The organism is Azonexus fungiphilus (genome assembly GCF_003634965.1).
Lineage (GTDB): Bacteria > Pseudomonadota > Gammaproteobacteria > Burkholderiales > Rhodocyclaceae > Azonexus > Azonexus fungiphilus.
The window spans coordinates 87,030-99,821 of sequence record NZ_RBXP01000017.1 but is presented as its reverse complement, the minus strand read 5'-3'; the positions used below and the strand labels follow the sequence as shown (position 1 = coordinate 99,821).

The following is a 12,792-nucleotide window of genomic DNA, read 5'->3' as shown; positions in this document are numbered from 1 at the left end:
TCATCGTGATCAGAAGGTCTCTGGCAGCCCCCGGCCACAAGCGGCCTTTCGAAGATGGTCCCAGAAAGCTGCTGTAGCACCTCTAAGACCCGTTCGGCATATTGCTTTGTTATACTGACCGCGAGAACTCTAAGCCACTGACAACAATGCGATTTGAGCAGCCAATCCCACGTCAACAATATCAATTGTTATACGGACCCATGCGTCCGTGTAAGCACTGTTAGCGGTCATTGGAGAACGCATGAGCTTCTGGAAAAAATTGTTGGCTACAGTTGGCATTGCCTCATTGGCGGCGTCAGTCACGGCAGCGGATAAGGTAGCCGAGCAAGCCGCATTTGCTGCAAATCAGGCGGTTGAAACAGCAAAGAAGGTGGATGGAACTATCCTCGACTATTCCCCTAACAGCTTGCAAAGCATAGACAAAATCGTGCTTGGTCTTCGGCGGGATGGCACGAAACCTGAGGAAGTCAAAGGGGTTTTATCTATCCTTGGCGCTTACGTTGGCGAGGTTATCGTCAGAAATATTAAGGGCAGCCAATGGTCGCTGCCGCCCAAAGAGGTTCAAGCAGCTGGGCTTACCGCCATGGGCATAAACACAAAGGCCGGGCTGTTCTGGAATCCAATAGGCAAAGTGCATAAGTTGCTTATCAACGGTGAGGAAGATAGCGTTGTTCACTTCTATAACGTCGTTAAGTTTAAGGAAAATGACCGCTAACCCTTCATTCAACCCGACCGCCAAAAAGCTGCGCTTTTTGGTTCCCTCCGCGCTTCGCGCTACGGCGGCGGGTTAATTCAAACGTTAGCCGCTTCAATACATCACGAGCGATGCAGTCTCTGTCATTAACCAGCACTGGAAGAAAGGAAGAGCATGCCAAACAAAAATACCCGAGGTGGAGCATGGACTCCTCAGGAAATTACAGCGGTATGGCAAAAGGGTACGGCTGTGCCTGGGCAGGATCCAAACAGGTATCGAAAAGACGCATGCGGTGCTTGGATGGAGTACTCAAAGCATGGAGACACGACCGACGGAGGATATGGCTGGGAAATTGATCACATTAAGCCGGTCGCCAAAGGCGGAACCGATGATCTCAGTAACCTCCAACCACTCCAATGGCAAAACAATCGTGGCAAAGGCGATGATTGGCCAAACTGGAACTGTGCGATACGCGCTAAGAGCTAGCCAAATGGGGAGGCCAGCGGCTAACCATTCCGTCGAGAGGGACCGCCCACAAGCTGCGCTTGTGGGTTCCCTTCGCGGCTTCGCCGCTACGGCGGCTCCTCACGTCAAACGTTGGGTGTCAATAGACACGAACCGTTGCATCAAGTGCATTTCCAGTAGCTTTAGTTGACTATGTCTTTGCCAGAGAAAGAGTTCTTCGCTCTCGATGAGATCATCGACCGATGGCGATTCGCCAGATGTGATCGAGCTACATTGTTGGACTACGCTCGTAGAGATTTGCTTATCTTCTCTGTATATCTGCGCGAACTCGGAAGCCACCAGCGCGTCCGAGAAACGGAGGATGGGATAGTTACGACAACGACCACCACCGCATTCTCGTTCAGAAGCCCAGACTACGAGTGGCACTCCATTCGTTATTTGAAGGCCGAAGATGCTCGTCGCATCCTTGAGTGCCGAGATAATGAACGCGCGGGCGTCTCGGTCTTATACTCATCACCGTCGCGAGATAAGGCGTCAGGTACTGGCTACCTCCAAGCGCACTACTTCACGCCCGCAGACCTGCTCGTGACCAAGGCAGAACGTGATCGCTTCGAGCGGGAGCACAACGTCAATCTTGCCAGCGGCCGTCTCGCCAATGCTTGGCGTTGGCTCTGCGACGCAACCAATCAGAAGGCGCTCGCAATCATTGGAAGTGTTTTGACCGCGCTCTCTGTCGGGGGGTGGACGGTGTACAGCGCTCTCGCGACCAAAGTATTGTCGCCATGAAGCTGACGCCCAACCCTTACTCAAACGTTAGACCGCAAACCTAGTCATGGCTGGCCCTCCATTCTCTGCCCGCAATCGTGGAACTCACCGTCAGGTCGATAACGCATTCCCTGAAAGGGCCCGCAATGGTCTCACTCACCTTCTAATTGATCTAGTAGAAAAAGAGTACGTGGCGAATTGGATTGTGGTTGCAAGAGAGCTACAACGCATTGGGCGCTTGCATCCAACCGAATACGACAAGACGAAGTGCGCCAGCCTTCGGCAAGCGCGAGAGGATGCAGAAAAGGCTATCGAATCACTGAGATGGGACAAGATTTACGATTTTTGTGAGCGACTACACAACCATCTGGCTTCAGCAACAGGCTATTTCTGGAATGATGAATTTCATGAGAAAGAGCCCAAGAGTGAGGTCCAGTCATTCATAGCCGAAGAGTTACAGCGTCTGTTTGAAGAAGAAAGTCTTGCTTTTGAATTCAGCCAAGGTCTTGTTCGTCGCCGAGGTAGAAAACATACCGTTGACGTAACTACCCGCGCGCAAGTTGTTCTGGGAGATCCACGCCTAGTTAGTGCTAGAAAGCACTACGACAAAGCAATGGGCTTCTTTCGCAACCCGTCGAAACCTGATTTTGAAAACGCAGTAAAGGAAGCTGTGTGTGCCGTTGAAGCGGCAGGAAAAGCACTATTTCCAGAAGCCAAGGCCGCAACGCTAGGTGATCTAGCCAAGTGGTTTTCATCCAACAAAGATGCCCTAATCCCCAAAGCACTAGTTCAAACGATCAGTGGCATCTATGCCTATCGCAGTGGCGGTGACGGTGTTGGGCATGGCGGTTCCGTTGGCGGCATCGCAACCGCCGAGGTGGCTGAGTATGTGCTTGCAGTCTGCGCATCTCAGGTTATCTATTTGGTTGACGTATCAAATGCGCAAGAAAATGAAGTGCCCTTCTAGGCCATCAATTGAACAGCAGTCTAACCACTCCGTCGAAGGGGACGTCCCAAAGCTACGCTTTGGGCTCCCTCCGCCTGCGGCTCTGGCCGCCCCTCACGTCAAACGTTCCTGAACGTCTGCTTTTCCAAGGCCCGACCGGCAGCAAAGGGTCGATACAAGCCGGTCAAATTGATGCGACTCAGCGGTCAACTCCGCCAAGAACCTGTGCTCCGATCAGTGCGATTCTGCGGCTACAGCGCGGCCGCGACCAGGCGGCCCAGGGTCGCGACTGCCGCCAGTTGCGCGTCGCCGGCCGGATGGCCGAAATTCAGCCGCAGGTGGTGGGCGAACTCGCGCTTGGCCGAGAAGATCGGCCCCGGTGCGATGCTGATGCCGCGCGCCAGCGCCTCGCGGTGCACGCGTAGCGCATCGACTTGCGGCGGCAGTTCGAGCCACAGGAAATAGCCGCCCTGCGGCCGGGCCAGCCGGGTGCCGTCGGGGAAATGCCGCTCGACGGCGGCGACCAGCGTCGCCTCCTGCTCGGCCAGGCGCCGCCGCAACTGGCGCAGGTGCTTGTCGAAGCCGCCCTGGCGCAGGTAATCGGCAATCGCGATCTGCACCGGGACCGAAGTTGCCAGGCTGGTCGCCAGCTTCTGCCGGCGGATCGCCTCGGCGTAGCGGCCGGCGGCGACCCAGCCGAGGCGGTAGCCGGGGGCCAGGCACTTGGAGAACGAGGAAACGTGCATGACCAGGCCGTCGCTGTCGGCGGCCTTGCTGCACAGCGGCGCCTGACGGTCGAAATAGAGTTCGCCGTAGACATCGTCCTCGATCAGCGGCACCTGGTGGCGGCGCAGCAACTGCAGCAGCTCCTTCTTGCGCGGATCGGACAGGCGGCTGCCGGTCGGGTTGGCGAAGTTGAGCATGAACAGGCAGGCCTTGACCGGATGCTGGCGCAGCGCCGCCTCTAGCGCCGCCAGGCTGACGCCCTCGCGCGGATGGCTGGGAATCTCGATGACGCGCAGGCCGAGGCGCTCGCTCGCCTGCAGGCCGGCGTAAAAGGTCGGCGACTCGACGGCGATCAGGTCGCCCGGCCGGGTCACCGCCTGCAGGCAGAGGTTGAGGCCTTCCATCGCGCCGGCGGTGACGACGATCTCCTGTGGCGACACCGAGGCGCCCTGCGCCAGGTAGCGCAGCGCGATCTGCCGGCGCAGTTCCTCGTTGCCCGGCGGCAGGTCGCTCAGCGTCGACTGCGGATCGAGCCGGCGGGCGGCCCCGGCGAGGAAACGCCCGAGCTTGTCGAAGGGGAACAGCGCCGCTGCCGGAAAGCTCGAACCGAGCGGCACGATGCCCGGATCGCGGACGCTGTCGAGAATCTGGAAGATGAAATCGCTGACCTGCAGTTCGGTGGCGCCGCCGGCCGGATGCGTCATCGCCGGTTCGGGCAACTTCTGGCCGAGGCGGGCGCGCACGAAATAGCCGGATTTCGGCCGCGCCTCGATCAAGCCGCGGCTTTCGAGCAGGTAATAGGCCTGGGTCACGGTGATCGGGCTGACCGCGTGCGTGCGGCAGGCCTGGCGCACCGACGGCAGGCGCTCGCCCGGGCGCAGCACGCCCTCGCCGATCAGCTTTTCGGTCCGCGCCGCGATGTCCTGATAGAGACTCATGGCGCGCATCCTAACAGCCCGGCGCCCGGCCGGCTTTCGCATGCATCAAGGGGAACGGGGGGAGAACACCGCAGTGGTGCGTCCTGACGGATTCGAACCATCGACCTCCACGATGTCAACGTGGCGCTCTAACCAACTGAGCTAAGGACGCACGCTGAAAGAATGGAGCGGCAGAAGAGTCTCGAACTCTCGACCTATACCTTGGCAAGGTATCGCTCTACCAACTGAGCTACTGCCGCATTCGTGGTGTGCTTCAAGAGCCGCGCATTATACGGATTCCCGGAAAATTGCCAAGACCCTGCGTACGAGGGCATCGACAAAATTCCGGAAGGATTTCCGGAAAGCAAAAACGGGAGAATTTTGCGGTCGACCGTTCCCCGCCTGCAGTTTTCGTTTCAAGTCGCCCGCCTTGTCGCAGCCCGGCTTCCGTGTTTTGATACCGGGCCCGAAGCATGCCCGAAGACCCTGCACCATGAACCGTTTCCCCCGCCTGTTCCGGCACCTGGCCGGCGTTTGCCTGATCGTTCTCAGCGGCGCCGCCGCGGCCGACGACGAGGCGCGGCAGCGGGCGCGCGAGTTGCTCGAGCATCTCGACGTCGGCCGCTACACCGATGCCGTGGCGCTGTTCGCACCGGCGCTGGCGGAGGCGCTGCCGGCCGAGCGGCTGCATGTCTTCTGGGCCTCGCTGCCGGCGCTCTACGGGCCGCGGCTGCAGCGCGGCGCGGCCAGCGACGAGCCGTTCGGCAGCGGCTACAAGGTGCGCATCCCGCTGCATCACGAGCAGACGACGCTGCTCGCCGAGATCGGCATCAACGCTCGCCGCCAGGTTGCCAGCCTGCTGCTCCAGCCGCAGATGCGGCCGCCGCAGCTGGAAAAGAACGAGCGCTTCGCCGAGAGCGCGCTCGAGATTCCGCTCGCCCAGGGCAGCCTGCCGGCGACGCTGACCCGGCCGGCCGGTCCGGGGCCTTTCCCCGGCGTCGTGCTGGTCCATGGCTCGGGCCCGCACGACCGCGACGAGCAGATCGGCGGCAACCGCCCCTTCCGCGACCTGGCCCACGGCCTGGCCGCACACGGCATCGCCGTGCTCCGCTACGACAAGCGCAGCCGCCTGCGGCCGGCCGATTACGCCGGCGATTTCAGCATCGACGACGAAACCACCGACGACGCCGTGGCCGCGCTGAAACTGCTCGCCGAGCAGCCGGCGATCGGCCCGCTGTTCGTCTTCGGCCACAGCCAGGGCGCGATGCTGGCGCCACGCATCGCCGGGCGCGCCGGCAGCGTCGCCGGCGCCATCCTGTGGGCGGCACCGGCGCGGCCGCTGGCGACGGCGCTGGTCGAGCAGCTCGGCCGCATCGCCGCCATGGACGGCAGCGTCAGCGCCGACGAGAAGCGGCTGATCGACGACATCGCCGCCGGCCTCGCCGACATCCGCGCCGGCGTCAATCCGCCGCGCGCCGAGGCGCCGCTGCAGCTGCCGGCGGCCTACTGGCGCAGCCTCGAGGCGGTGGCCGCGGTGGCCGAGGCGAAACAGGCCGGCATCCCGCTGCTGCTGCTCCACGGCGGCCGCGACTACCAGGTCACCGACGCCGACTGGCAGGCCTGGCGCGCCGCCTTCGCCGACGATCCGCGGGCAACGTTGCGGCACTACCCGGCGCTCAACCACATCGGCGTCGCCGGCGAGGCGCCGAGCCGGCCCGAGGAATACCTGCAAGCCGGTCGCGTCGATCGCGCGCTGATCGACGATGCCGCGGCCTGGATCCGGGAACGCGCCGGCCGCTGAAAAATCGCGCAATTTGACGGTCGACCGTCAAATTGCGTAAAAAATGCCGGCGCGGTGATTGACGGCAACGCGCCGAATCCAGAAAATAAGAATAATTCTCGATAGCCAGCCAGCACCGGGCCCGCCCGCGGACAGCCAGCCAACGTTCCCTCCACCGCCGGAGCCGCCCTTGTCTGCCGTCCATCCCGTCGCCGATCTGTACACCGAGCACCACCGCTGGCTGCTCGGCTGGCTGCGCCGCAAGCTCGGCTGCCACGACCAGGCCGCCGACCTCGCCCAGGACACCTTCGTCAGCATCCTGACCGCCGGCAACGCCGGCGAGATCCGCGAGGCACGGCCCTTCCTGGCGACCGTCGCCAACCGCCTGGTGGCTCACCGCTACCGCCGCCAGCTGCTCGAGAATGCCTATCTCGAGGCGCTCGCGGCGCTGCCGGAAGCGCTGGCGCCGTCGCCCGAGGACCGCCTGCAGGCGCTGCAGGTGCTGCAGCAGCTCGACCAGGCGCTCGACGGCCTGCCGCCGGCGGTGCGCCAGGCCTTCCTGCTGGCCCACCTGGAAGGCGCCAGCTACGCCGAGATCGGCGAGCGGCTGGGCGTCTCGACCAGCTCGGTCAAGCAGTACCTGACCCGGGCCAACCGCCAGTGCTTCTTCGCCATCGCCGCATGACGCCGCCCGCCCCCCGCCTGCACGCTACCGGCCAGCCGCTCGACGAGGCCGTCGCCGACGCCGCCGCCGAGTGGCTGACCCGCTTCATGGCCGGCGAGGTCGATGCCGGCGAACGCCGCCGCTGGCAGCAGTGGCGCGCCGCCCACCCGGACCACGAACGGGCCTGGCAACACATCGAGCGGGTCAGCGCCAGCTGGCAGGGCCTGCCGCCCGGGCTTGCCTACCGCACGCTGGCGCCGCTGGCCGGCCGCCCGGCGCGTCCCGGCCGTCGCCAGCTGCTCGCCGCGCTTTTCGGCGTCGGCCTGGCCAGCGGCCTCGGCCTGGCGGCCAGCCGCAGCACGCCGCTGCGCGCGCTGCACGCCGACCTGCGCACGGCGACCGGCGAACAGCGGCGGATCGAACTGGCCGACGGCTCGCTGCTCACCCTCAACACCGCCAGCGCCGTGGACATCCGCTTCGACGGCGAGCAGCGGCTGGTCCGCCTGATCGCCGGCGAGATCCACGTCGTCACCGGCCATGACGCGCGTTTCGCCGGCCAGCCCTTCGTCGTCGCCACCGACGACGGTCGCGTCCGCGCCCTCGGCACGCGCTTCGCCGTCGCCCGCGACGACGCCGGCAGCCGCGTCGACGTCTTCGCCCACGCGGTCGAGATCAGCCCGGCCGGCCGCCCGGAGCGGACCCGCATCGTCGGCGCCGGCGAAGGCGCCCGCTTCGATGCCGACGACAGCCGGGCCAGCGCCCTCGACCCCCGCCCCGAGCAATGGGCGGCCGGCCAGCTGCACGCCGACGACGTCCGCCTCGACGATTTCCTCGCCGAACTCGGCCGCTACCGCAGCGGCATCCTGCGCTGCGACCCGGCCGTCGCCGGGCTGCGTTTTTCCGGCGTCTTCCCGCTCGCCGACAGCGACCGCATCCTGGCCATGCTGCCCAACTCGCTGCCGGTGCAGGTGCGTTTCCGCACCCGCTACTGGGTCACCGTGTCCACGGTCGACGCCCGGTAAACGCAAAAAACCGCCGCCGGCACTGCCCGATTCGCCGGCTCGCGGCACCTACTCATCAGGAAGCCCATCTCATGAGAGGACAATGCATGCACACGAACCCCAACCGCCAGCGCCCGCTGGCCCGTGCCGTCGCCCTGGCGCTCGGCCTTTGCGTCATCCAGCCGGCCACCGTCGGCGTAGTCGCCGCCGAACCGGCGCAGGTCCAGCGCCAGCGCTTCGACGTCCCGGCCGGCCCGCTTTCGGCTGCGCTGCGGGCGCTCGCCGGCCAGGCCGGGGTCGCCCTGACCTTCACCCCGGACCAGACCGACGGCCGCAGCAGCCCCGGCCTGCACGGCCAGTACAGCCTCGCCGAGGCTTTCGCCGCGCTGCTCGCGACGCATGACCTGCAGGCGGTGCGCCAGGCCAACGGCGGCTACGCGCTGCGCCCGGTCATCCGCGTCTCCGGCGGCGACGAGGCAACGCTGCGCCCGGTGCTGGTCAGCGCCAGCACCGCGCAGACGGCGACCGGCCCGGTCGACGGCTACCTGGCGACGCGCGCACTGACGGCCAGCAAGACCGACACGCCGGTGCTCGAGACGGCGCGCTCGATCAGCGTCGTCACCGCCGACCAGATCCGCGACCGTGGCGCGCTCAGTGTCGAGAACGCGGTCGCCTACACCGCCGGCGTCCAGGTCGCGGCCTGGGGCGACGACCCGCGCTTCGACCAGATCACCATCCGCGGCTTCGAGACGACGACCACCGCCGACTACCGCGACGGCCTGCGCCAGCCCTACGCCGGCTGGCTTTCCTGCTTCCGCACCGAGCCCTACGGCCTGGAACGGCTGGAGATCGTCAAGGGCCCGAACTCGGTGCTGTTCGGCCAGATCAGCCCGGGCGGCATGATCAACCGGGTGAGCAAGCGGCCGACCCGCGAGAGCATCCGCGAAGTCGAGATCCAGGCCGGCAGCAACAACCACTACCAGCTGCAGGCCGACCTCGGCGGCCAGCTCGGCGAAGGCAGCGACTGGTCGTGGCGCCTCACCGGCCTGGCCCGCAACGCCGATTCCGACACCCTCGGGGTCAACGACGACAGCCTGTACATCGCGCCGGCGCTGACCTGGCAGCCCTCGGCCGCGACCCGCGTGACCTTCCTCGCCCATGCCGAGCACTACGAAACCGCCGGCTCGCCGCGGCCCTTCCAGTACCCGTCCGGCAAGCTCAGCCGCTTCTGGCCCGGCGACGTCGATTTCGACGGGCTCAAGCAGGACCAGTTCACCCTCGGCTACGAAGCCGAGCACCGCTTCAACGACGTCCTCACCCTGCGCCAGAACCTGCGCTACGGCCAGGTCGACACCGACAACCAGTACACCGACGCCAGCCTCGACGCCGATGGCGACACCATCCTGCGCAGCGCCGTCGGCGTCTATGAAAAGATGCACAGCCTCAACGTCGACACCTCGCTGGCGGCGAATTTCGCGACCGGCCCGCTGCAGCACAAGCTGATCGCCGGCATCGACTACCTCGAGCTCGACAGCGACGTCCGCTACATGTCCGGCCCGGCGCCGTCGATCAGCCTGAGCAACCCCGACCACAACCAGCCGATCGCCAAGCCGACGACGGTCTGGAGCGACCTCGGCATCAGCGCCAGCCAGACCGGCGTCTACGCCCAGGACCAGGCCAGCCTGGGCAACTGGCGGCTGTCGCTCGGCCTGCGCCGCGACCGCGCCGAGCAGGCGCAGAAGGACCGCCTGGCCGGCAGCACGCAGCGCCAGACCGACCGCAAGACGAGCGGCAGCGTCGGCCTGCTCTACCTGGTCAACGACCAGCTCGCGCCCTACGTCAGCTACGCCACCTCGTTCACGCCGCAGTTCGGCAGCAACGTCGGCGGCTCACCCTATAAGCCGACGGTCGGCAAGCAGGTCGAGGCCGGCATCAAGTACCAGCCGGCCGGCAGCAAGCTGCTGCTCACCGCCAGCGTCTTCAACCTGGTCCAGCAGAATGCGCTGACCCGCGACCTGTCCGACCCGGCCGGGATCAACAAGATCCAGACCGGCGAAACGCGCAGCCGCGGCGTCGAGCTGGAAGCCACCGGCAAGCTGCTCGAGCGGCTCGAGCTGGTCGCCGCCTACACCCGCCAGGACGTCGAGGTGACCCGCTCGAACGACGGCAACCAGGGCAAGCAGCCGGTCGGCCTGCCGGAACAGCTGGCCTCGCTGTGGGCCCGCTACCGCTTTGCCTCGGGCCTGTCGCTCGGCCTCGGCGCCCGGTGGACCGGCAAGACCTGGGCCGATGGCGCCAACACGCTGCGCAACGACGGCTACACCCAGGTCGACGCCAACCTCGGCTACGACATCGGCCGCTGGCTGCCGGGCGCCAGCGTCGCGCTCAAGGCCACCAACCTCACCGACGAGCAGTACCTGATGTGCCACGACGGCTACTGCTACCGCGGCCGCGGACGGTCGCTGGTGGCCAGCCTGAACTACCGCTGGTAAGCCGATGCGCGCCGCTCTCGTCCTGCTCCACCGCTGGTTCGGCCTGGCTGCCGCCGCCTTCCTGTTCGTCGCCGGGCTGACCGGCGCCGTCATCTCCTGGGACCACGAACTCGACGAATGGCTGAATCCGCAGCTGTTCGAGGCCCCGGCGACGGCGACGCCGATCCCGCCGCTCGAGCTGGCGCGGCGGATCGAAGCCGCCGACCCGCGCCTGCGCGTCGGCTACCTGCCGCTCGCCGTCGAACCCGGGCACACGCTCGGTGTCTGGGTCAATCCGACGGTCGACCCGGCCAGCGGGCAGCTTTTCCGGCCCGGCTTCAACCAGCTCGCGCTCGACCCCGGCAGCGGCGAAATCCTCGGCCGGCGACAGTGGGGCGAAATCTCGCTCAGCCGCGAGAACCTGCTGCCCTTCCTGTACAAGCTGCATTACTCGATGCACATCCCCGACGCCGGCGGCGTCGAAATCGGCATCTGGCTGATGGGCCTGCTCGCCATCGGCTGGACGCTCGACTGCCTGGTCGCGCTGGCGATCAGCTTTCCGCGGCCGGCATCGTGGCGCAAGTCGTTCGCCTTCCGCTGGCGCCAGGGCGGCTACCGGCTCAACTTCGACCTGCACCGCTCGGGCGGCGTCTGGCTGTGGCTGCTGCTGCTCGTCCTGGCCGTCACCTCGGTCTCGATGAACCTGCGCAGCCAGGTGGTCTATCCGCTCACCGCGCTGTTTTCCGAACTCGGCGCCAGCCCCTTCGACAGCCGCACCCCGCGCCCGCCGGAACAGCCGATCGAGCCGGCCTTCGACCGCACCCGCGCGCTCGCCCTGGCCGAGGCCGAAGCCGCCCGGCGCGGCTGGCAGGCGCCGGCCGGCGCGATCTTCTACGCCGAGACCTACGGACTCTACGGGGTCGGCTTCTTCGCCCCCGGCGAGGACCACGGCAACGCCGGCCTCGGCAATCCCTGGCTCTACTTCGACGCGCTCAGCGGCGAGCTGGCCGGCGAAGTCGTGCCCGGCACCGGCAGCGCCGGCGACATCTTCCTGCAGGCGCAGTTTCCGCTGCACTCCGGGCGCATCATCGGCCTGCCCGGGCGCATCCTGGTCTCGCTCAGCGGCCTTGCCGTCGCCCTGCTCTCGGTCACCGGCGTCTACATCTGGTGGAAGAAGCGGCGGGCCCGACAGCGGGCGCGCAACTGACCGGCTTGTGCTTTAATATCGGCCTCCGCAGAAAGTGCAGGCCATGGCCAAGGAAATCGAACGCAAGTATCTGCTCGCCCACCTCCCCGACCTGAGCGGCTCGCCCGGGGAAATCATCGTCCAGGGCTACGTCGCCAAGGAAGCCGAGGCGATGACCACGCGGGTGCGCATCCGCGGCGAGCAGGCCTGCGTCACGCTCAAGGGACCGAGCGTCGGCATCGGCCGCGACGAATACGAGTACCCGATCCCGCTCGCCGACGCCGAGGAAATCCTCGGCCGCTACTGCCGCGGCCGCATCGTCTGCAAGACCCGCCACCTGCTCGAACACGCCGGCATGACCTGGGAAATCGACATCTTCGCCGGCCGCCATGCCGGCCTGGTCGTCGCCGAGATCGAACTGCCCGACAGCGGACACAGCTTCGCCGCGCCGCCCTGGCTCGGCCCCGAAGTCACCGACGACAAGCGCTTCGGCAACTTCGCGCTGGCGCTCAACGACGGCAGCCCGCAAGCCCGCTGGTGGCAAACCCAGCCGCCGGCCGCAGCTAAGCTTTGCTGCTGCCGCTACTTCGGCCAGCTGAGCTGCTGCGACCAGGCCAACCCGCATCTGCGCGAGGTCGCCGAGTCCGCATGAAGATCTACCTCGCCGGCCCCGACGTCTTCCTGCCCGACGCCCTCGCCCGCGCCGAGGCCGCCCGCCAGCTGCTTGCCGGCCACGGCCACCGCGCCCTGATCCCGCTCGACAACAGCGAAACCACCGCCGCCGGCATCTACCGCGCCAACATCGCGCTGATCGCCGACGCCGATGCCGTGATCGCCAACCTCAACCCGTTCCGCGGTTTCGAACCCGACTCCGGCACCGCCTTCGAAGTCGGCTACGCGCTGGCGCTGGGCAAGACCGTCGTCGGCTACGTCGCCGACGACCGGCCGCAGGCCGACAAGCTCGCCGACCACCTTGGCGCCCCGCTCGCCCGCGTTGACGGTCGACTGCTCGACGCGCAGCAAAACGCCGTCGAAAACTTCGCCCTCCCCCTCAACCTGATGCTCGCCATCCCCTGCCGCATCATCCGCGGCGGGCTGGAGGAAGCGCTGCAGGTGCTGGGCGGGCGCTAGGTTTCGCCCGCCGCCGCGGCCGCAATCGCGTACGCATGGCAGGTGC

The 12,792-nt window shown here is 66.3% G+C and carries 12 protein-coding genes and 2 tRNA genes; 11 read left to right on the top strand and 3 right to left on the bottom strand.

The window, feature by feature from the left end:
• Nucleotides 1-241 precede the first annotated feature (241 nt).
• The 4 genes from DFR40_RS13080 (at nt 242) to DFR40_RS17055 (ending at nt 2,891) form a co-directional block, all read left to right on the top strand.
• A complete protein-coding gene (locus DFR40_RS13080; protein WP_121458950.1) occupies nt 242-715 on the top strand; it encodes a DUF6278 family protein in 474 nt (157 codons plus the stop codon).
• A gap of 153 nt (nt 716-868) precedes the next feature.
• Nucleotides 869-1,180 carry an HNH endonuclease signature motif containing protein gene (locus DFR40_RS17595; protein WP_121458949.1) on the top strand — a complete coding sequence of 104 codons (312 nt, stop codon included), beginning with the start codon at nt 869-871 and terminating at the stop codon, nt 1,178-1,180.
• A 255-nt stretch (nt 1,181-1,435) separates the two neighbouring features.
• Nucleotides 1,436-1,945, top strand: coding sequence for a hypothetical protein (locus DFR40_RS13070; RefSeq protein ID WP_147431332.1), 510 nt, complete (start codon nt 1,436-1,438; stop codon nt 1,943-1,945).
• A 46-nt stretch (nt 1,946-1,991) separates the two neighbouring features.
• Entirely contained in the window at nt 1,992-2,891 is a 900-nt protein-coding gene (locus DFR40_RS17055; RefSeq protein WP_147431331.1) for an AbiJ-NTD4 domain-containing protein, read from the top strand.
• Nucleotides 2,892-3,121: 230 nt separating this feature from the next.
• On the opposite strand, the gene DFR40_RS13065 is transcribed toward DFR40_RS17055, so the two are convergent.
• The 3 genes from DFR40_RS13065 to DFR40_RS13055 form a co-directional block, all read right to left on the bottom strand.
• The gene (locus tag DFR40_RS13065) at nt 3,122-4,534 is read right to left on the bottom strand and encodes an aminotransferase-like domain-containing protein (protein WP_121459066.1); all 1,413 of its coding nucleotides are present in this window, start codon (nt 4,532-4,534) and stop codon (nt 3,122-3,124) included.
• Between the two features lie 74 nt (nt 4,535-4,608).
• A tRNA-Val gene (locus DFR40_RS13060) sits at nt 4,609-4,685 on the bottom strand.
• 12 nt (nt 4,686-4,697) lie between these two features.
• Nucleotides 4,698-4,773: transfer RNA gene (locus DFR40_RS13055), tRNA-Gly, on the bottom strand.
• A gap of 233 nt (nt 4,774-5,006) precedes the next feature.
• On the opposite strand from DFR40_RS13055, the gene DFR40_RS13050 reads away from it, so the two are divergent.
• From DFR40_RS13050 to DFR40_RS13020, 7 genes are all read left to right on the top strand, one after another.
• On the top strand, nt 5,007-6,314 hold the full coding sequence (locus tag DFR40_RS13050; RefSeq protein ID WP_121458947.1) for an alpha/beta hydrolase family protein: 1,308 nt from the start codon (nt 5,007-5,009) through the stop codon (nt 6,312-6,314).
• Between the two features lie 169 nt (nt 6,315-6,483).
• Entirely contained in the window at nt 6,484-6,978 is a 495-nt protein-coding gene (locus DFR40_RS13045; protein WP_121458946.1) for a sigma-70 family RNA polymerase sigma factor, read from the top strand.
• The gene (locus DFR40_RS13040) at nt 6,975-7,979 is read left to right on the top strand and encodes a FecR domain-containing protein (protein WP_121458945.1); all 1,005 of its coding nucleotides are present in this window, start codon (nt 6,975-6,977) and stop codon (nt 7,977-7,979) included. The genes DFR40_RS13045 and DFR40_RS13040 overlap by 4 nt, the downstream gene beginning before the upstream one ends.
• 86 nt (nt 7,980-8,065) lie before the next feature.
• The gene (locus tag DFR40_RS13035) at nt 8,066-10,450 is read left to right on the top strand and encodes a TonB-dependent siderophore receptor (protein ID WP_211329803.1); all 2,385 of its coding nucleotides are present in this window, start codon (nt 8,066-8,068) and stop codon (nt 10,448-10,450) included.
• A gap of 4 nt (nt 10,451-10,454) precedes the next feature.
• Nucleotides 10,455-11,636, top strand: a complete 1,182-nt coding sequence (locus DFR40_RS13030) for a PepSY-associated TM helix domain-containing protein (RefSeq protein WP_121458943.1) — start codon at nt 10,455-10,457, stop codon at nt 11,634-11,636.
• Between the two features lie 43 nt (nt 11,637-11,679).
• Nucleotides 11,680-12,267, top strand: coding sequence for a CYTH domain-containing protein (locus DFR40_RS13025; RefSeq protein WP_121458942.1), 588 nt, complete (start codon nt 11,680-11,682; stop codon nt 12,265-12,267).
• Entirely contained in the window at nt 12,264-12,746 is a 483-nt protein-coding gene (locus DFR40_RS13020; RefSeq protein ID WP_121458941.1) for a nucleoside 2-deoxyribosyltransferase, read from the top strand. The genes DFR40_RS13025 and DFR40_RS13020 overlap by 4 nt, the downstream gene beginning before the upstream one ends.
• Nucleotides 12,747-12,792 lie beyond the last annotated feature (46 nt).

Excerpts from the sequence above, each read along its gene's own strand:
- DFR40_RS13035 (WP_211329803.1), top strand. The coding sequence starts at position 8,066 with ATGCACACGAACCCCAACCGCCAGCGCCCGCTGGCCCGTGCCGTCGCC.
- DFR40_RS13030 (WP_121458943.1), top strand. The coding sequence starts at position 10,455 with ATGCGCGCCGCTCTCGTCCTGCTCCACCGCTGGTTCGGCCTGGCTGCC.
- DFR40_RS13065 (WP_121459066.1), bottom strand. The coding sequence starts at position 4,534 with ATGAGTCTCTATCAGGACATCGCGGCGCGGACCGAAAAGCTGATCGGC.
- DFR40_RS13080 (WP_121458950.1), top strand. The coding sequence starts at position 242 with ATGAGCTTCTGGAAAAAATTGTTGGCTACAGTTGGCATTGCCTCATTG.
- DFR40_RS17595 (WP_121458949.1), top strand. The coding sequence starts at position 869 with ATGCCAAACAAAAATACCCGAGGTGGAGCATGGACTCCTCAGGAAATT.
- DFR40_RS13050 (WP_121458947.1), top strand. The coding sequence starts at position 5,007 with ATGAACCGTTTCCCCCGCCTGTTCCGGCACCTGGCCGGCGTTTGCCTG.
- DFR40_RS13040 (WP_121458945.1), top strand. The coding sequence starts at position 6,975 with ATGACGCCGCCCGCCCCCCGCCTGCACGCTACCGGCCAGCCGCTCGAC.
- DFR40_RS17055 (WP_147431331.1), top strand. The coding sequence starts at position 1,992 with ATGGCTGGCCCTCCATTCTCTGCCCGCAATCGTGGAACTCACCGTCAG.
- DFR40_RS13025 (WP_121458942.1), top strand. The coding sequence starts at position 11,680 with ATGGCCAAGGAAATCGAACGCAAGTATCTGCTCGCCCACCTCCCCGAC.
- DFR40_RS13020 (WP_121458941.1), top strand. The coding sequence starts at position 12,264 with ATGAAGATCTACCTCGCCGGCCCCGACGTCTTCCTGCCCGACGCCCTC.